The following is a 15,691-nucleotide window of genomic DNA, read 5'->3' as shown; positions in this document are numbered from 1 at the left end:
GCCAGAGGGGGGTGCGAAGGATCGCGACGCAGCCGCTTCTCTCGACCTTGCGGCTTCGCTCTGGCTGACGCGAGGGCGAAGCGAAGAAGCCGGATCCTACCTACTCAGCCAGCGGCTTGATCGTCTCGTAGCCATTGACCGATTCCGAGCTGGTGCCTTCATCGTAGCGCCGCGCGAGCGCGGCTTGCAGGTCGGGCGCATAGAGGGCGGTGAATGTATCCAGCGTCTCGCCGGCGCCGTTCGTGAAGGTCTCCTTGACCGCCAGAACATTGTATTTGCAGTCGCCCAGGCTGAATGTTTCCTTGCCCTTGACGGCCAGGGTCAGCGTCTTGGTGCTCTTCGGCTGCTTTTTCGGCGACAACTCGACGAACTCTATCGTGGCTTTTGCCCCTGCCTTCAACGGAAACAGTTTTCGCAGATCGGAAAACGGGATCATCGCCTGCCGACCGGTGTCGCTGTCGCGAAACACTTCGATCAGGCCGGCGAAAAGATATTGCGTCTGGGGCGATTGCGACTCGTAGGTGTTGGCGACCGACATCATCCCGCCTGCCACGGGCCGAAATTCGCTCTTGATCCCGGGTCTCGCCAGAACGAAACCCTTCTTGGCGGAGTTGGCGTCGATACAACCGGCGGCATGCGCGGGGCTCGCGGACAGCATCGCTGCCAAAATCATACAGATAGGTGCAGCTTTCATTTTTCTTCCTCCTCCGCTCGCGCAAGTTGAAAGAGGAGACATGCCAGGCCGGTGGCATCATGTCGATGGATGGCGGCATCGAGAGGCGCTGGACGGCTGGCCGCTCTCCATGCTGAAATTCAGCGCATGATGAATCGCCGTTCCACCGGATTGTTTTCCCGGCGCAGTCTGCTGAAGCAGATGGCGGGTTTTGCCGCGGCCGGCGCCTTGTCGCGCCCGGCCTTCAGCCAGACCGGCCAACGCGTCCAGTCCATCGACGCCACCTTCCTGTTCATCGCCGATGTCCATGCCTGCCGCATGGCGAACGGCTTGAGCCCCAATTGCCTGCAGGAAGGCAAGACCGACGCGGCGCTGCTGCGTAACGTGGCAGCACTGAACGGTCTCGGCGACAAGGACTGGCCGGCCGAGATCAACGGTGTCGCCACCGGCTTGCGTTCGGCCGGCAGCCACATCGGCGCGCCGCTCGGCCTCGTCGTCGGCGGCGACATGACCGACGACGGCGGCGGCCAGATCACCCAGCCGAGCGAAGGCACCCAACTGCTCCAGTTCAGCCAGCGCTACCAGCAAGGCGTCGGTCCCGATCGCGTGCACATGCCGGTCTATGTCGGGCTCGGCAACCATGATCTCGACCAGAACGGGCCACCGCACCATGTCGACTGGTACCGGCGCGAATTGCGCGACTATGTCGAGGTCAATCATCGCGCCGGCGTCTTCTTCAAGCCGCCGGCGCCGGCGACCGATTATGATCTCGACACCGACTGCTATTCCTGGGACTGGGGTGGCCTGCATCTCGTCCAGACGCATCGTTTCGCCGGCGACACCGGCCACGGTGCCGAGAGCAGCCTGCCATGGCTGAAGCAGGATCTGGCGACCTATGCGGCGGACGGCCGTCCGGTCATCCTGTTCCAGCACTATGGCTGGGACATTTTCTCGATAGAACGATGGGACGCCGCCAAAAAGAGCTACGACGATGACGGCGCCGGCGCACCGCATTGGTGGAGCGAGGCCGACCGGCAGGCGTTGCTGGCGGCGCTGAAGGGCTACAATGTCGTCGGCATCTTCCATGGCCATCAGCACGAAACGCCGCTGATCTACCGCAGGGACGGGCTCGATCTGTTCAAGCCGAAGGCCGCCTATATGGGCGGTTTCGCACTGGCCAGGGTGACCAGCGACGGCATGGACGTGGTGCTGGGCGAGGCGACCGGCGATCATGGCGAGGTCGCCTTCACCAACGCCTTCTCCAAGGGCTGGAGCACATGAAAAAGGCGGCCCTCGCGACCGCCTCTTCCCGATAAAAGAGCGGTTCTCGCTGCCGGATCAGAGCGCCTTCTTGACCTTGTCCTTCACGTCGCCATAAGCCTTCTGCACCTTGCCAGCGATCTTGTCGGCCGTGCCTTCAGCCTGGACCCGCCTGTTGCCGGTTGCCTTGCCGGCGGCTTCCTTGACCGAACCCTTGACCTGTTTGGCAACGCCCGCGACCTGATCCTTGTTCACCATTTTCCGCATCTCCTGAGAATTCATCCGCCGGAATCTAACGAGCCGGCGGTCGGTTAGGTTCCAGGCGTCGCCCGGACGGCAGATCAGGTCGCGCGGCCGCACCCTGAGGCAAGGCTGGCGGATTAGGCTGCGAACACGCGCCGCCTTAAGGATTCTGGGTGATCGTGCGTTGGGGGAGAAAAATGGCTGAATTCACGCTCTTCATCGGCAACAAGTGCTTTTCGTCATGGTCGCTGCGACCGTGGGTGGCGATGAGGCATCTGGAGATTCCGTTCGAGGAGGGTTTTGTGCGGCTGCGCACGCCCGAAACCTTTGCCAACCTGGCGAAAGTGTCGCCGACCGGCCAGGTGCCGGTGCTGAATCACAATGGCAAGATCATCTGGGAAACCCTTGCGATCCTTGAGTATCTTGCAGACCTGTTTCCCGGGAAAAGCTCTGGCCGGCCGACATCGACACCCGTGCGCTGGCGCGCTCGGTGGCGACCGAGATGCATTCAGGCTTTCGCGAGGTCCGCTATGGCTGGCCGATGAATTTGCGTCGGCCGAAGGGCCACAAGCCGCTCGACGCCGAAGGCGAGGCGCAGCGGGCGCGCATCGAGGCGCTGTGGCGCGAGTGTCGCGAAAAATACGGCAAGGGCGGTCCGTTCCTGTTCGGACATTTCACCGCGGCCGACGCCATGTATGCGCCTGTTGTCACCCGTTTCGACACGTATGGCGGCACGCTTGCGCCGGATACGCGCGCCTATGTTGACGCCATGCTGGCAACGCCGGCGATGCGTCACTGGTATGCCGAGGCCGCCAAGGAGACGTGGCCGGAACCCGGCCCGGACGAATAGCTGGATCCAACGAAAACGCCCCTCGCACCTTTTATCGTGCGGGGGGCGTCTTTGCCATCAACCGTTCTTTCGATTGCTCTCATGAACTGCTGATGACAGGGAATAAATGCGCGTTTGCGCAGATGGTTCCCTGACGCAGTGAATTTTTTCGAATTGCCGGCCGCGCGCTGTTTGGCGTCCAGTTTGCCGTCATTCCAGCCGGAGGTTTTGGAGAATTCCGCAGGTGTGGCTTTATGCAAATTTGACAGCGCGCCAAAAGAAGCCTAAAAGAAATTCGTCGATATTTGTTTGACCGACTTTTGTTATCCGCGCACGAATGCGCGCCTTTGACGAACTTCCCCATCAAAAATCGAGACAAAAATCGTTGTGCGTTCGCACGACGATTAACGAATATTTGCCATGGAAAGGGTTCGTTATGAGCACCGGCACAGTTAAATGGTTCAACGCCACCAAAGGTTTTGGTTTTATTCAGCCTGACGACGGCTCGGCCGACGTTTTTGTCCACATCTCGGCCGTAGAGCGCGCCGGCATGCGCGACATCGTCGAAGGCCAGAAGCTCGGCTACGAGATGGTCCGCGACAACAAGTCGGGCAAGATGTCCGCCGACCAGTTGAAGGCGGCCTGAAAAACGAATTCAGCTCTCCCGGTGACCACGGATGTACTGGCACCGGTGAGTGGCGAGTTCGGGCGCATGGCCGCGGAAGCGTGAGTTTCCGCTGGATTTCATGCGCATGAGAGGAGCGTGCCTTGCGCATCCATCTGGATGCGCGGCGCCCCCACGGAAGGTCAGGCGGTGCCTGGCCTTTTTTCATTTTACGCTTGTTGCCGCCAAAAAAGCGCTGCGCATGGGGCCGAACGTGCTAAGGGACGCTCCAGCAACTTGAATGCGCTGCGGATTGCTTTGTGCGTCGTCCTGACCGAACACCCGGTCTCGCTCCATCGGCACCAAGCTCCTGACAGGAGAAAGATCTTGACCGCTCAATCGAAGACAGTCGAACAGGCCGTGTCCCTGTTCAGCAAGACGCAAACCCAGTCGATGTCGCTCAACCGGATCAATTCCGAGCGCGATGCCGTCAGCCAGGCGCGGGAAGCCAAGACGGCGCGCCTGCGCGAACTGCGCCTGGAAAAGGAGGCCGACGAGATGGCCGCCGCCGCCGCGCTAGCCGCTTTGCCGAAGCGGGCCGGAAAACGCTGATGGCTACCAAGCGCGTACCGCCAACGCCGATCGCCGCCGACGCGACCATCGCAGATATGGTCGAAGGGCTCGACAAGCCGGTCGAATTCGTCAGGCGCGTGCTTGAAAAGCTCGAGCGCTGCAAGCGTGCACATGGCGATGCCCAGGTACGCGTCGGTGTGCGTGGCCGCGCCGAATGCCCGAACTACCTGATCGAATATGTCCGCGAAGACGCCAAAACCCATGAGCTTGTGACTTATCAGGATGCCGCCTACAGCGGCAGCACGCATCGCGAACTGGCGCCCCACCACATCGAGGCGGTGAAAAACTGGTCGCCCGAGGAAATGAACATCACGGCGGTTTCGGCGCTGATCGGCCGCCTGCGCAATCCGCGCGCACCATCATCGCGTTTCGCCGACGAGGATTGACATGGCCATAAAATTCTCCGCCAAGGATCAGCCGACAGCCTCGGCTGCCGCAAAACCGGCCAAGCCGCTTGCCGCGCCGAAGGCCGGCGCCGCCGAGGCCGCGACCGATCTGTTCAAGTCACCGGCGGATTCACCGAAGGGCAAGACAGGCAAGAAGAAATAGCGCCTTGCCGCAGGACGCCGATCGCAATCCTGCAGCACCAGGGCTGTTCGCCCTGGCGGCCGCCGCAAGCCTTTTGTCGTCGCAACACGGCACCACCGCTCTGTTCGACTGCCAGAGCTGCGGCGCCTGCTGTTCCTATTCGGCCGATTGGCCGCGCTTTTCCACCGAGGACGACGCCCAGCTCGACCGCATCCCGGAAAAACATGTAGCACCTGATCTGTCGGGGATGCGCTGCGAAGGCGTGCGCTGTTCAGCCCTGTCCGGCGAAGTCGGCAAGTCGACCGGTTGCCGCATCTACGACCTACGCCCGGATGTCTGCCGTGCCTGCATGCCCGGTAACGAGGAGTGCCTGATGGCACGCCGGGCGCACGGATTGCCGGTGTAACTGCCAATCTCACCCACAAGTTGGCAGGGCTATCGCCTATGGAATTTCCAGAGATGTCTGCCCGGCACGGACCCCCACCCCTAACCCCTCCCCACAAGGGGGAGGGAGACTTCCGTTGGCGCTGACCTAGGCGAATCGCCTGTCTTTCAGCGCCAAAGAAGAATTAAAGGCACGCGGCAGCTTCCCTCCCCCTTGTGGGGAGGGTTAGGGTGGGGGTCCCTCTTCGCAAGAATCCATATGCGATAGGCTTGCCCCTCGTGGGAGATCACGCCAATCGCCGCCGCTTGTGCGCAGACCCGCCGCCCGATACCTTCCACGCCGGGCAGGGCAGTGGAGGATTTCATGAGCATCGAATTTCTGTTGACGTCGCTGATCGTCGTGGCTTCGCCCGGCACCGGCGTTCTCTACACGCTGAGCGCCGGCCTTTCGCGCGGTGCGCGGGCCTCGATCATCGCAGCCTTCGGCTGTACGCTCGGCATTATCCCGCATATGGCCGCCGCTATCACCGGCCTGGCGGCGCTGCTGCACACCAGCGCGGTCGCCTTCGAGACGCTGAAATATCTCGGCGTCGCCTACCTGCTCTACATGGCCTGGAACACGCTGAAGGAAAAGGGCGGCTTGAGCGTCGAACAGGATGTGACGCCGCGCTCGGCCGGCAAGGTGATTGCCACCGGCATCCTCGTCAATGTGCTCAATCCGAAACTGTCGATCTTCTTCTTCGCCTTCCTGCCGCAATTCGTCAGCACCACCGAGCCAAATGCGCTGTCGAAGATGCTGGAGCTCAGCTCCGTCTTCATGCTCCTGACCTTTGTGGTTTTCGTCGGCTACGGTATCTTCGCCGCCTCGATCCGCAGCCATGTCGTGTCGCGGCCGATGGTGCTGACCTGGATGCGCCGAACCTTCGCCGGCGCCTTCGTCATGCTCGGTGCGAAGCTGGCGCTGGCGGATCGGTAGCCTAATCCGCCCTTGCGGTTTCGGAAGCCCCCTCGCTTCCGGAACCGGGCGCAGCCCGGATACCCAGCCGCCAGGCGGAGGGCGGGACGCCGATCATCTTCTTGAAGGCGCGGCTGAACGCTGCCTCCGACTCGTAGCCGATCTCCGCCGCGATGTTCGCGACGTTGCTGTTGCCGGCACTGAGCAATTCCGAGGCGATCTGCATCCGCCACTTGGCGAGATAGTGCATTGGCGGCATGCCGACGGTTTTCGTGAAGCGCTCGGCGAGCACCGTGCGCGACAGCGCGGCCTCCTTCGCCAGCGCCTCCACCGTCCAATTGTGCGCCGGCCGGTCGTGGATCAGCGCCAGCGCCTTGCTCAGATGCGGATCGCGCAGGCCCGCCAGCCAGCCGGTTTGCTGCGGTGGCAGCGACTCCACATAGCGGCGCAACACGTCGACGAACATCAATTCGCTGAGCTTGGTGAGCACCGTCTCGCTGCCCGCCCGCTTTTCCGCGACCTCCGACACGGCCAGCTTGATGAACTGGCCGAGCCAGCCGCCATCGCCTCTCACGTCTCCGGCCTTGATGACCGGCGGCAGCGCTTCGAGCAGCGGATTGAAGGGCAGGGCATCGCAAGCGAGATAGCCGCATACCAGCCGGGCCGACATCGATCCGTCCTTGACGTAGTTGATGGGGAATGGCGTCTGGCTGGCGGCCGCGATCTCCAGCACATCCGCGGTCGGCGGATCCGCACGCAGGTCCGGATTGCTCGACATGATATGCGGATCGCTCCTGGTGAAGACCACGACTTCGCCGGCCTCCACGGGCATCGCCTCCTTGCCGATGATGCGGGCGAAGCACCGGCCGGCCGTGAGCACGTGGTAGGAAATCAGGTGATCCGCGCCCGGCAGTATCCTCGGCAGTATCGAAGCCGGGGAGGGCGAGCAGACCGCCCATGGATCCTGGGCCGCGATATCGAAAAACGTCGCGCCGGTGAGGCGCACCGTTTTCAACAGGTCAGACAGAGCGTCCCCGGCCATTCACCCATGTCCCGTAAGTCGCGCGGCAACTCGGCGCGTCATCCCTTTCGAGTTCCGGACGCGCTGTCAAGTAAGGCGGACGCCCCGTCATTCCGTTCGTTGCCGGAAGCTTTAAACCCCGCCAGGCGCTGAGCCTCGCCCCAGATCGGACGCTCGAAGCGCGGTCGAACTCAACGATAAGGACGTAAGTCATGACGGTACATAAGGGCGGGTGCTTTTGCGGCGCCGTGGAAATCGAAGTGCGCGGATCGGCCGAGGCCATGGGCTATTGCCATTGCAGTTCGTGTCGGTCGTGGTCGGCGTCTCCCGTCAACGCCTTCACGCTGTGGAAGCCGGAAAACGTCAAGGTCACCAAGGGCGCGGAGTTCCTGTCCGGCTTCGAGAAGTCGAAGATGAGCGACCGCCAGTTCTGCACCAAATGCGGCGGCCACCTGATGACGGGTCATCCGCCGCTCGGACTGGTCGACGTCTATGCGGCCACGATACCGACGTTGGAATTCAAGCCGGGGGTCCACGTCAACTATTCCGAGACGGTGCTGCCGATGAAGGACGGCTTGCCGAAGCTGAAGGATTTTCCGGCCGAGCTGGGCGGCTCCGGCGTGGGCGTGCCGGAGTAATCCCGCCGATGACGCAAGATTTCCGACAACCATATTTCACGACAGGAGAATACGCATGGACATCGCGACTTTTCGCGCCACGCAGGAGCCGATCAAGGATCTATATCGCAAGGATGCGCGGGCGGCGCTTCTCACGCTGAGGGCCAAGGGCAGCGCCGACGACTCCAGGGTGACCTGCAAGGTCGAAACTGGCCGCGGGCTTGCGCTGGCCGGCATCCATTCGAAAGCCGGCGGCAGCGGGCAGGAGCTTTGCTCCGGCGACATGCAACCTTGACGGGGATTCCGGGGTGGGTCCGAGCGCAGCCTGAACGAATGCAACTCGTCGCGCCAGGCTCTATCCCTTCACGTAGCCCATCGCTTCGACAATTCGGCCGTTCGCGACGCGCATCAGGTTGACACCGCGCAGCGAACTGCCGTCGGACATCCAGAAACGCCAGCGGATCGTTGCGCGGTCGCCGGCGACGAAGGTTTCCTCGATGTCGAAGCGCGTGCCGGGTGCGGTGGCGATCGCCGACCACAGCTCGACGCAGGCGGCCTTGCCCGCGCGGCGGGCGCCGTCCGGCGCCGGCGTCGTATTCTCGATCATGCAGTCATCCGCCACCAACTCGTCCAGAGCGGAGGGGTCATGGCGCTGGAAGACGTTGTTGTAACGCCGCATGATCTCGGCCGTTTCGGCGGAGCGTTTGGCCGTGGCGATGTCGATGATGAGTTCCTGGGTCATTGGGATGCTCCTTCCGTTTTCAGTCATCGATGAGGCTCGCCTTGAGCGTGATCGAGGCGACGCCGGCAAGCGCCCGCGAGACCAGGCAAGTCGCCTTGGCGGATTGCGCCAGCCGCTCGAAATCCTCCGCCGCCAGCCCGGCGACGCCGGCCTCTGTCTCCAACTCGATGCGGGTGATGGTCGGCCCGGCCGCGGTGGCGCCGAGATGCACCTTCGCCACCGTGTGGATGCTGTCTGGAACATGGCCTTCGCGGCCGAGTATGGCACTCAGCGCCATCGAGAAGCAGCCGGCATGCGCTGCTGCGATCAACTCTTCCGGGTTGGTGCCCGGCCCGTTCTCGAAACGCGACGGAAAGGAATAAGCGCCTTCGAACACGCCGCTGCCGAGCCGCAAGCGGCCCGAACCTTCCTTCAGCGTCCCTTGCCACTTGGCCGAGGCTTCACGAATAGTCATTGTCGTTCTCCCTTGGGTTTGAGGACTCGATGGATCAGGCGCCGTCGATGATCACCTTCCCGAAGACGTCGCCCTGCTGGAAATAGCGGTATGCATCGCTGGCCTCGGCGAAGGCGAAGACCTTGTCGATGACGGGCCGCAGGCGGTGCTGCGAGACGGCGCGCAGCATGGCTTCGAGGTTGGTCCGGTTGCCGACGAAGAGGCGGCTGATGGTGGCGAGGCTGCGCTGGTAGAGCGCCGCCGGTATCTCGATCGACCCGCCTTTCGCATCCTGCAGCGTCAGCAGCACGATGTGGCCGTAAAGCGTGCTGGCGATCAGCGACTGCGCGAAGGTTGCCGGGCCGCCGGTCTCGACGACGAGATCGATGCCGCCGGTGTGGTCGCGAACGGTCGCACCCCATTGCGGCATGTCCGGTGTCGAAATCGCCAGGTCGGCGCCCAGCGCCCGCAGCCTGTCGGCTTTCTCGCCGCGCGAGGTGACGGCGACGACGCGGCAGCCGAGCAGCTTGGCGAACTGCAGTGCAAAGAGCGAGACGCCGCCCGAGCCGATGACCAGAACCCATTGGCCGGGCTTCGGAATTCCGGCGCCCGTTACCGCGTTCCAGGCTGTTAAGCCGGCGCAGGTCAACGTTGCCGCCTCATGCCAGTCGAGATGATCGGGCAGCCGCACCGCCCATTGTTCGTCGAGAACGGCGTATTCGGTCAGCATGCCGTCCAGCGTGCAGCCGAGCTGGTCGATCAGCCCTGCATGGATGCGGCCGTCGATCCAGCGGGCAAAATAGCTACCTGTCACGCGATCGCCGACGGCAAAGCGGGTGACGGCGTCGCCGATGGCGACAATGTCACCGGCCCCGTCGCTCAGCGGAACGACGCCTTGGCGCGGCGGCAGCGGATAGGTCCCGTTGAGGATCATTGTGTCGCGCCGGTTGAGCGAGGTGGCGCGAACGCGCACCACGATCTCATGCGGTGTCGGCTCCGGCTGCGCCGCGTCGCGCATCACCAGGGATTCGGTCCCACGGGACCCTTCGAGACGGTAGTTGCGCATGTCGATCCCCTCGAGAAATATATAGACTGATCTACATATTATGTAGACCGATTGTCATATTCTGCGCAAGGCCTATAATGATTCCTGCTGACAGAGGTTGACATGGCCAACGACACCCGCACCCGCATACTCGAGACGACAGGGCTGCTGCTCAGGCAGCGCGGCTATCACGGCACTTCGCTCAACGACATATTGAGCGCCAGCGGCGCGCCGCGCGGCTCGCTCTATTTCCATTTCCCCGGCGGCAAGGACCAACTGGTCATCGAGGTGACGCGCGCCAGCGTTGCCGACGTGACGGAGAGGCTGGGCGAAGCGCTGGCTGCCGAAAAGGATCCGGCGGTGGCCGTCCATCATATCTACCAGTCGGTGGGGCGCATGCTGGAGGACAACCAGTTTTCGCTGGGCTGTCCGATCGCGCCTGTCGTGCTGGACTCGCCGATCGACGTGCCGGAACTGGCGGAATTGTGCCGCTCGGCCTTCGAACAGTGGATAGGCCTGCTGCGGGACGCCTTCGTCAGAGCAGGGGTGCCCGAGCGCCGCGCGCATGCATTGGCGCTGCTGGTCGAATCGTCGCTGGAAGGGCTGATGGTGATCGCCCGCGCCACCCGCGACCGCGCCCCGGTACAGGCCGTGGCCGATGAGGTGGCGGCGCTGATCGAAGCCGCGGTGCTTGCTGGAGGAGGCCGCAATCGCGACACGGCGATTTCCGCGGCCGAGATCCCATCGCCGGGGTATTGATATCGCCAGGCGCCTTGTGCGGTCACGCAGGTCGCAGGAGGCAGCGGGCTTTCTTTGCTTAGCTAATCTACAATGTCTTTGCGAGCGGCTGAGGCGAGGAAGGCCGAGCGTGTCTGTCCGCGTTCACGAGCCGTCGCATCGATAGCTTCGAGCAGGCCCAGATCGAACGATACGTTGATCCGCGTCGTCGATCCGCGATCACGTATCAGCGGAATGACAGTCGTCATGGCGCCGTCGCGATCCTCCGCGAGTTCGGGATCGCTCATGATGGCGTCAAAGTCGCGCGGCGGGGGAACTGGATCGTCGTCCGCTTCCAGCATGCGGACATGACCGGAGAGCGCCTCTACGGCGTTGCGCACGGCTTCGTCGATCGTATCTCCTGCCGAGATGCAGCCAGGCATGTCGGGGAAGCTCACGCCGTAGATACTGTCCGGGTCTTTGTGGATGAAGGCGATGTAACGCAAGCTTCTCACTTTTGGTTCAGGAGGCCCGCCTGCTTCAACAAAGCGCGAACAGTTCCTGTAGGCATGTCCTTGCGTGGATGCGGAATTGTAACCTTGCCCGGCTTCGTGGGGTGTTTGAAATGGTGGTGAGAACCAGTCACGCCGATTCTGAACCAGCCATCAGCCTCCAACAATTTGATCAGGGCGCGGCTATCGCGTTCCACAGCTGCATTCTCCGTGTAAGATAATACACACGCCCACTGAAATCAACATTCACGAGTGCCGTGCCCTGTAGACATCGGCCAACACCCATTCTGACGCATCCTGAAAGAATAAAAAGGGCGGCATCGCTGCCGCCCTTTCCATAAGCTTAGCCAGATTGGCTGGATTAGAAATCCATGCCGCCCATGCCGCCCATGCCGCCGCCCATGCCGCCAGGCATGCCGCCGCCGCCAGCCGACTCCTTCTTCGGAGCCTCCGCGATCATGGCTTCGGTGGTGACCAGCAGGCCGGCGACCGAAGCCGCGTCCTGGAGAGCGGTGCGAACGACCTTGACCGGATCGACGATACCCATGGCGATCATGTCACCATATTCGCCGGTCTGGGCGTTGTAGCCGAAGGTCAAGCCCTTGTTCTCAAGGATCTTGCCGGCAACGATCGATGCTTCCGCACCGGCGTTGGCCGCGATCTGGCGGGCCGGAGCCTGTAGCGCACGACGAACGATGTTGATGCCGGCGGCCTGGTCGGCGTTGACGCCGGTGGCCTTGATGTTGGCCGAAGCGCGCAGCAGGGCGACGCCGCCGCCTGCAACGATGCCTTCTTCCACGGCCGCGCGGGTCGCGTTGAGGGCGTCATCGACGCGGTCCTTCTTTTCCTTGACTTCGACTTCCGTCGCACCGCCGACGCGGATCACCGCAACGCCGCCGGCCAGCTTGGCCAGACGTTCCTGCAGCTTCTCCTTGTCGTAGTCCGAAGTGGTCTCTTCGATCTGCTGCTTGATCTGGGCAACGCGGCCCTGGATCTCGGCCTTCTTGCCGGCGCCGTCGACGATGGTGGTGTTCTCCTTGGAGATCGACACCTTCTTGGCGCGGCCGAGCATGTTGAGGCCGACGTTCTCGAGCTTGATGCCGAGGTCTTCCGAGATGACCTGGCCACCGGTGAGGATGGCGATGTCTTCCAGCATGGCCTTGCGGCGATCACCGAAGCCCGGCGCCTTGACGGCGGCGATCTTCAGGCCGCCACGCAGCTTGTTGACGACCAGCGTGGCCAGAGCCTCGCCTTCGACGTCTTCCGAGATGATGAGCAGCGGCTTCGAGGTCTGCACGACGGCTTCGAGAACCGGCAGCATGGCCTGGAGGTTGGAGAGCTTCTTCTCGTGCAGGAGGATGTAGACGTCCTCGAGCTCGGCAACCATCTTGTCGGCGTTGGTGACGAAGTAGGGCGAGAGGTAGCCGCGGTCGAACTGCATGCCTTCGACGACTTCGAGCTCGGTCTCCGCGGTCTTGGCTTCCTCAACCGTGATGACGCCTTCGTTGCCGACCTTCTGCATCGCTTCCGCGATCATCTTGCCGACCGACTCGTCGCCATTGGCCGAGATCGTGCCGACCTGGGCAACTTCCTCGGAGGTCTTGATCTTCTTGGCGGCCTTGCCGAGCGCCGCGACGACTTCGGTCACGGCCAGATCGATGCCGCGCTTCAGGTCCATCGGGTTCATGCCGGCGGCAACGGCCTTGTGGCCTTCCTGGACGATCGACTGCGCCAGAACGGTCGCGGTCGTGGTGCCGTCGCCGGCGATGTCGTTGGTCTTCGAAGCAACTTCGCGGACCATCTGCGCGCCCATGTTCTCGAACTTGTCTTCAAGCTCGATTTCCTTGGCGACGGTGACGCCGTCCTTGGTGATGCGCGGGGCGCCGAACGACTTGTCGATGACGACGTTGCGGCCCTTGGGGCCGAGCGTGACCTTCACCGCGTCGGCGAGGATGTTGACGCCGCGCAGCATGCGCTCGCGGGCATCACGGGAGAATTTTACGTCTTTGGCAGCCATTTTTAGCTCCTGGCAGGGGCTTTGATTGAGCCCGGGAATTCAGTTGAGAAAAGGCCTGATATCAGCCGATGATGCCCATGATGTCGGATTCCTTCATGATCAGAAGGTCTTCGCCATTGAGCTTGACTTCCGTGCCCGACCACTTGCCGAACAGGATGCGGTCGCCGGCCTTGACGTCCAGCGGGACCAGCTTGCCAGCTTCGTCACGAGCGCCGGAGCCGACGGCGATGATCTCGCCTTCCTGCGGCTTTTCCTTTGCCGTGTCCGGGATGATGATCCCGCCGGCGGTCTTGGATTCGGATTCGACCCGGCGAACGACCACGCGGTCATGAAGCGGGCGGAACTTCGACTTTGCCATTTTTTCTTCCTCGATGAGAACGGTGAGAACAGTTCCTCTATCCGGCGGCGCCGGACACACGGTTGGCACTCACCAAAGGCGAGTGCTAACGTGGCGCTGAAATAGGCTGCTGGCCTGACAGAGTCAAGGCGCGCGGCGCCGTCCGGGAGCGTGAAATTTTTCTACGGATGGAGGCTTACAGAAACAACCGCAACTGCGTGTGAATGATCGAACGATAGTCTTCGATCGTGCGGCGGCTTTCCGCTTCGCCCTGGGCGAGTGCCAGGCGCACCACACCGCCGGCGAGCTGGAAGATCAGCAGAACCATGCGTTCGAACTGCTCGCGCTTTTCCGGCTCGATCAAGGCGACGACATGGTCGCAGAACATTTTGGCCTGGTGCCGGGTTTCGGCGATGTCGAGGTTCTTGAGTGCCTTGTCGGCCTGGATGGCGTTCTGCAGATCCTGGATGGCCGGATCGCCGGCGACACGGCTGCGATAATCGTCAAGCAGCCGGTCGGCGGCCACGATCACGTCCTTCGCCTCGCGGACATCGGCGATGATCGCTGTCAGCCGGGCGCGGCTGACCTCCGAAAACCGCTCATAGAGCATCGCCAGGATCGCCGATTTGTTGGGAAAATAGTGGTAGACGGTGGCGATCGGCCCGCCCGCCAGCATGCCGACCTCCTTCATGGTGACGGCGTCGATGCCCTTTTCGCCGATCAGCCGCATGGTTGTCGACAGGATCGCGTCGATGCGCTCGCGGCTGCGCTCCTGCTTGGGTCTGCGCCTGGGCTCGGTCGCCATTCTCTTCAATTCCGTCATGCACCGATCTTTCGCACGGGTTTTTCAAATTCCGGTTGACAAGAAATATGATCAAGTATCAGCTTCTGAAATGCTGACAGGTTGTCAGCTTTTTTGCCGCACGGCAAGGACGTTGGGAGGCGCCTTTGGCTTCGACAGATACCGGCCACGCAGGCAGTGGCGATTGGCTGGTCGGCAATCCCACCGGCTGGCAGCTTGCCTCGGCCCTGTGGATCGGTTCGGTCGGCCTGCTTATCCTCGGCCTGCAGCCGGTGCTGCTCGGCGCCCTTTACACCGAGGGCCATGTCAGCGGCGATGAACTGGCGCTGGTCGCCACCGCCGAGATGATCGCCATTGCCATCGGTTCGGCTGTCGTGGCGATGTTGCTCTCGGCGCACAATATGCGCTGGAAAAGTGCCGTCCTTCTGCTGTTATTGGCTCTAGCCAATGTGTGGACGGCCTATGCCGCGAGCGCCAGCACGCTGATCGCGACCCGCGCCCTGGCCGGGCTCGCCGAAGGCGGTCTGGTCGCCGTCGCCACCGAACTGATCGCCCGTTCGCGGCGCGCCGAGCGCATCGGCGGCTATTTCGTCACCATGCAGACGCTGGCGCAATGCGCGCTTGCCCTGTTGCTGGCGCTCTATGTCATTCCGGCCGCGGGGTCGGCGGGCGGCTTCATCGTTCTTGCCGTCGTCTGCGTCGCGTCGCTGGCGGTCGCCTTCATCGTCCCCGGGGACTATGCCGACCTGCCCAAGGAGGAGAACCTGGCCAATGTGCTGACGGTTCCCTCGATGACCGCGCTGTTGTCGGTCTTCTGCTACTTCATGTTCTTCGGCGCGGTCTGGGCGTTTCTGGAGCCGCTTGGCGCGCAATATGGCATCGATGGCCGCACCGTCGGCCTGATCGTCTCGGCGAGCCTCGCTGCACAGGTCCTGGGGGCGATGACGGCAACCATGTTGGAAGCGCGCATCGATTATCGCCTTGCCATCGCCGTGATCGGCGCCGTGGCGCTGGTCAGCTCCCTGGTTCTTGCTGGTGGCCCTGGCCTGACGACATTCTGGATCGCCGCTCTGGTCATGGGCTTCATCCTCTTGTTCATCGTGCCCTACCAGATCCGGCTGGCGATCACCGCCGACGAAACGCGCACCGCCGTACTGCTGGTGCCGGCAGCCCAACTTTTCGGCCTGGCAATCGGGCCGATCGCGGCGTCGCTACTCATCGACGGCAAGGATTTCCGGCCAGTGCCGGAATTCGCCGCCGCCAGCGCCGTCGCCAGTGTGGCACTGCTCGGCCTGTTCATCCTCGTGACGCGGCGTCGCCGCGCCGTTGCCTGAGCAGC

The 15,691-nt window shown here is 62.9% G+C and carries 21 protein-coding genes and 2 pseudogenes; 12 read left to right on the top strand and 11 right to left on the bottom strand.

The window, feature by feature from the left end; genetic code table 11:
• Window positions 1-100: 100 nt before the first annotated feature.
• A complete protein-coding gene (locus ACSQ3L_RS23225) occupies window positions 101-694 on the bottom strand; it encodes a hypothetical protein (protein WP_436162027.1) in 594 nt (197 codons plus the stop codon).
• Window positions 695-820: 126 nt separating this feature from the next.
• Here ACSQ3L_RS23225 and ACSQ3L_RS23220 point away from each other — a divergent pair, with 126 nt between their 5' ends.
• Entirely contained in the window at window positions 821-1,954 is a 1,134-nt protein-coding gene (locus ACSQ3L_RS23220; protein ID WP_436162026.1) for a metallophosphoesterase, read from the top strand.
• Between the two features lie 57 nt (window positions 1,955-2,011).
• Here the strand turns inward: ACSQ3L_RS23220 and ACSQ3L_RS23215 are convergent, their stop codons facing one another.
• Window positions 2,012-2,200 (bottom strand): CsbD family protein, encoded by a 189-nt coding sequence (locus ACSQ3L_RS23215; protein ID WP_436163509.1) that lies wholly within the window; start codon window positions 2,198-2,200, stop codon window positions 2,012-2,014.
• A 173-nt stretch (window positions 2,201-2,373) separates the two neighbouring features.
• On the opposite strand from ACSQ3L_RS23215, the pseudogene ACSQ3L_RS23210 reads away from it, so the two are divergent.
• The 7 genes and pseudogenes from ACSQ3L_RS23210 (at window position 2,374) to ACSQ3L_RS23180 (ending at window position 6,130) form a co-directional block, all read left to right on the top strand.
• Window positions 2,374-3,026 (top strand): annotated as a pseudogene (locus ACSQ3L_RS23210) (glutathione S-transferase family protein).
• Between the two features lie 415 nt (window positions 3,027-3,441).
• Complete coding sequence (locus tag ACSQ3L_RS23205; protein ID WP_010915421.1) at window positions 3,442-3,651, top strand: cold-shock protein; 210 nt, start codon at window positions 3,442-3,444, stop codon at window positions 3,649-3,651.
• 345 nt (window positions 3,652-3,996) lie between these two features.
• Entirely contained in the window at window positions 3,997-4,221 is a 225-nt protein-coding gene (locus tag ACSQ3L_RS23200) for a hypothetical protein (protein WP_436162025.1), read from the top strand.
• Window positions 4,221-4,628 (top strand): hypothetical protein, encoded by a 408-nt coding sequence (locus ACSQ3L_RS23195; RefSeq protein WP_436162024.1) that lies wholly within the window; start codon window positions 4,221-4,223, stop codon window positions 4,626-4,628. Before ACSQ3L_RS23200 ends, ACSQ3L_RS23195 begins: the two co-directional genes overlap by 1 nt.
• Before the next feature lies 1 nt (window position 4,629).
• Window positions 4,630-4,791: a hypothetical protein gene (locus ACSQ3L_RS23190; RefSeq protein ID WP_436162023.1), complete on the top strand. Its 162-nt coding sequence runs from the start codon at window positions 4,630-4,632 to the stop codon at window positions 4,789-4,791.
• A gap of 52 nt (window positions 4,792-4,843) precedes the next feature.
• Window positions 4,844-5,176 carry a YkgJ family cysteine cluster protein gene (locus ACSQ3L_RS23185; protein WP_436163508.1) on the top strand — a complete coding sequence of 111 codons (333 nt, stop codon included), beginning with the start codon at window positions 4,844-4,846 and terminating at the stop codon, window positions 5,174-5,176.
• Window positions 5,177-5,518: 342 nt separating this feature from the next.
• On the top strand, window positions 5,519-6,130 hold the full coding sequence (locus ACSQ3L_RS23180) for a LysE family translocator (protein ID WP_109663387.1): 612 nt from the start codon (window positions 5,519-5,521) through the stop codon (window positions 6,128-6,130).
• Between the two features lies 1 nt (window position 6,131).
• Here ACSQ3L_RS23180 and ACSQ3L_RS23175 read toward each other — a convergent pair whose 3' ends face one another.
• The gene (locus ACSQ3L_RS23175; RefSeq protein WP_436162022.1) at window positions 6,132-7,151 is read right to left on the bottom strand and encodes an AraC family transcriptional regulator; all 1,020 of its coding nucleotides are present in this window, start codon (window positions 7,149-7,151) and stop codon (window positions 6,132-6,134) included.
• 191 nt (window positions 7,152-7,342) lie between these two features.
• On the opposite strand from ACSQ3L_RS23175, the gene ACSQ3L_RS23170 reads away from it, so the two are divergent.
• Window positions 7,343-7,768: a GFA family protein gene (locus tag ACSQ3L_RS23170; RefSeq protein WP_436162021.1), complete on the top strand. Its 426-nt coding sequence runs from the start codon at window positions 7,343-7,345 to the stop codon at window positions 7,766-7,768.
• A gap of 55 nt (window positions 7,769-7,823) precedes the next feature.
• Window positions 7,824-8,033 (top strand): annotated as a pseudogene (locus ACSQ3L_RS23165) (OsmC family protein); the annotation flags it as partial.
• A 69-nt stretch (window positions 8,034-8,102) separates the two neighbouring features.
• Here the strand turns inward: ACSQ3L_RS23165 and ACSQ3L_RS23160 are convergent.
• Genes ACSQ3L_RS23160 through ACSQ3L_RS23150 form a run of 3 tightly spaced genes read right to left on the bottom strand, consistent with a single transcriptional unit; the run spans window position 8,103 to window position 9,988 of the window.
• Complete coding sequence (locus tag ACSQ3L_RS23160) at window positions 8,103-8,489, bottom strand: nuclear transport factor 2 family protein (RefSeq protein ID WP_436162020.1); 387 nt, start codon at window positions 8,487-8,489, stop codon at window positions 8,103-8,105.
• A 19-nt stretch (window positions 8,490-8,508) separates the two neighbouring features.
• Window positions 8,509-8,943 carry an OsmC family protein gene (locus tag ACSQ3L_RS23155; protein WP_436162019.1) on the bottom strand — a complete coding sequence of 145 codons (435 nt, stop codon included), beginning with the start codon at window positions 8,941-8,943 and terminating at the stop codon, window positions 8,509-8,511.
• A gap of 34 nt (window positions 8,944-8,977) precedes the next feature.
• Window positions 8,978-9,988: a zinc-dependent alcohol dehydrogenase family protein gene (locus ACSQ3L_RS23150; protein ID WP_436162018.1), complete on the bottom strand. Its 1,011-nt coding sequence runs from the start codon at window positions 9,986-9,988 to the stop codon at window positions 8,978-8,980.
• 102 nt (window positions 9,989-10,090) lie between these two features.
• On the opposite strand from ACSQ3L_RS23150, the gene ACSQ3L_RS23145 reads away from it, so the two are divergent.
• A complete protein-coding gene (locus tag ACSQ3L_RS23145; RefSeq protein WP_436162017.1) occupies window positions 10,091-10,726 on the top strand; it encodes a TetR/AcrR family transcriptional regulator in 636 nt (211 codons plus the stop codon).
• A gap of 62 nt (window positions 10,727-10,788) precedes the next feature.
• On the opposite strand, the gene ACSQ3L_RS23140 is transcribed toward ACSQ3L_RS23145, so the two are convergent.
• From ACSQ3L_RS23140 to ACSQ3L_RS23120, 5 genes are all read right to left on the bottom strand, one after another.
• Complete coding sequence (locus tag ACSQ3L_RS23140; RefSeq protein WP_436162016.1) at window positions 10,789-11,190, bottom strand: type II toxin-antitoxin system HicB family antitoxin; 402 nt, start codon at window positions 11,188-11,190, stop codon at window positions 10,789-10,791.
• Window positions 11,191-11,195: 5 nt separating this feature from the next.
• The gene (locus tag ACSQ3L_RS23135) at window positions 11,196-11,393 is read right to left on the bottom strand and encodes a type II toxin-antitoxin system HicA family toxin (RefSeq protein ID WP_183453634.1); all 198 of its coding nucleotides are present in this window, start codon (window positions 11,391-11,393) and stop codon (window positions 11,196-11,198) included.
• A 164-nt stretch (window positions 11,394-11,557) separates the two neighbouring features.
• On the bottom strand, window positions 11,558-13,213 hold the full coding sequence (groL, locus tag ACSQ3L_RS23130) for a chaperonin GroEL (protein WP_127289069.1): 1,656 nt from the start codon (window positions 13,211-13,213) through the stop codon (window positions 11,558-11,560).
• 61 nt (window positions 13,214-13,274) lie between these two features.
• The gene (gene groES, locus ACSQ3L_RS23125) at window positions 13,275-13,571 is read right to left on the bottom strand and encodes a co-chaperone GroES (protein WP_006203049.1); all 297 of its coding nucleotides are present in this window, start codon (window positions 13,569-13,571) and stop codon (window positions 13,275-13,277) included.
• A 175-nt stretch (window positions 13,572-13,746) separates the two neighbouring features.
• Window positions 13,747-14,373, bottom strand: coding sequence for a TetR family transcriptional regulator (locus tag ACSQ3L_RS23120; RefSeq protein ID WP_436162015.1), 627 nt, complete (start codon window positions 14,371-14,373; stop codon window positions 13,747-13,749).
• Between the two features lie 125 nt (window positions 14,374-14,498).
• Between ACSQ3L_RS23120 and ACSQ3L_RS23115 the strand changes: the two genes are divergently transcribed.
• Complete coding sequence (locus ACSQ3L_RS23115) at window positions 14,499-15,686, top strand: MFS transporter (protein ID WP_436162014.1); 1,188 nt, start codon at window positions 14,499-14,501, stop codon at window positions 15,684-15,686.
• Window positions 15,687-15,691 lie beyond the last annotated feature (5 nt).

Origin of the sequence: Mesorhizobium sp. LjRoot246 (genome assembly GCF_964254115.1) — a bacterium.
Taxonomy (GTDB): Bacteria; Pseudomonadota; Alphaproteobacteria; order Rhizobiales; family Rhizobiaceae; genus Mesorhizobium.
Note: the sequence above shows the minus strand (reverse complement) of the source record. Positions and strands in the feature narration are given on the sequence as shown.

What these genes read in the sequence shown, in the direction of transcription:
- ACSQ3L_RS23225 (WP_436162027.1), bottom strand. Translation starts at nt 694, where the DNA reads ATGAAAGCTGCACCTATCTGTATGATTTTGGCAGCGATGCTGTCCGCG.
- ACSQ3L_RS23220 (WP_436162026.1), top strand. Translation starts at nt 821, where the DNA reads ATGATGAATCGCCGTTCCACCGGATTGTTTTCCCGGCGCAGTCTGCTG.
- ACSQ3L_RS23215 (WP_436163509.1), bottom strand. Translation starts at nt 2,200, where the DNA reads ATGCGGAAAATGGTGAACAAGGATCAGGTCGCGGGCGTTGCCAAACAG.
- ACSQ3L_RS23205 (WP_010915421.1), top strand. Translation starts at nt 3,442, where the DNA reads ATGAGCACCGGCACAGTTAAATGGTTCAACGCCACCAAAGGTTTTGGT.
- ACSQ3L_RS23195 (WP_436162024.1), top strand. Translation starts at nt 4,221, where the DNA reads ATGGCTACCAAGCGCGTACCGCCAACGCCGATCGCCGCCGACGCGACC.
- ACSQ3L_RS23190 (WP_436162023.1), top strand. Translation starts at nt 4,630, where the DNA reads ATGGCCATAAAATTCTCCGCCAAGGATCAGCCGACAGCCTCGGCTGCC.
- ACSQ3L_RS23180 (WP_109663387.1), top strand. Translation starts at nt 5,519, where the DNA reads ATGAGCATCGAATTTCTGTTGACGTCGCTGATCGTCGTGGCTTCGCCC.
- ACSQ3L_RS23175 (WP_436162022.1), bottom strand. Translation starts at nt 7,151, where the DNA reads ATGGCCGGGGACGCTCTGTCTGACCTGTTGAAAACGGTGCGCCTCACC.
- ACSQ3L_RS23170 (WP_436162021.1), top strand. Translation starts at nt 7,343, where the DNA reads ATGACGGTACATAAGGGCGGGTGCTTTTGCGGCGCCGTGGAAATCGAA.
- ACSQ3L_RS23160 (WP_436162020.1), bottom strand. Translation starts at nt 8,489, where the DNA reads ATGACCCAGGAACTCATCATCGACATCGCCACGGCCAAACGCTCCGCC.
- ACSQ3L_RS23155 (WP_436162019.1), bottom strand. Translation starts at nt 8,943, where the DNA reads ATGACTATTCGTGAAGCCTCGGCCAAGTGGCAAGGGACGCTGAAGGAA.
- ACSQ3L_RS23150 (WP_436162018.1), bottom strand. Translation starts at nt 9,988, where the DNA reads ATGCGCAACTACCGTCTCGAAGGGTCCCGTGGGACCGAATCCCTGGTG.
- ACSQ3L_RS23145 (WP_436162017.1), top strand. Translation starts at nt 10,091, where the DNA reads ATGGCCAACGACACCCGCACCCGCATACTCGAGACGACAGGGCTGCTG.
- groL (WP_127289069.1), bottom strand. Translation starts at nt 13,213, where the DNA reads ATGGCTGCCAAAGACGTAAAATTCTCCCGTGATGCCCGCGAGCGCATG.
- groES (WP_006203049.1), bottom strand. Translation starts at nt 13,571, where the DNA reads ATGGCAAAGTCGAAGTTCCGCCCGCTTCATGACCGCGTGGTCGTTCGC.
- ACSQ3L_RS23120 (WP_436162015.1), bottom strand. Translation starts at nt 14,373, where the DNA reads ATGACGGAATTGAAGAGAATGGCGACCGAGCCCAGGCGCAGACCCAAG.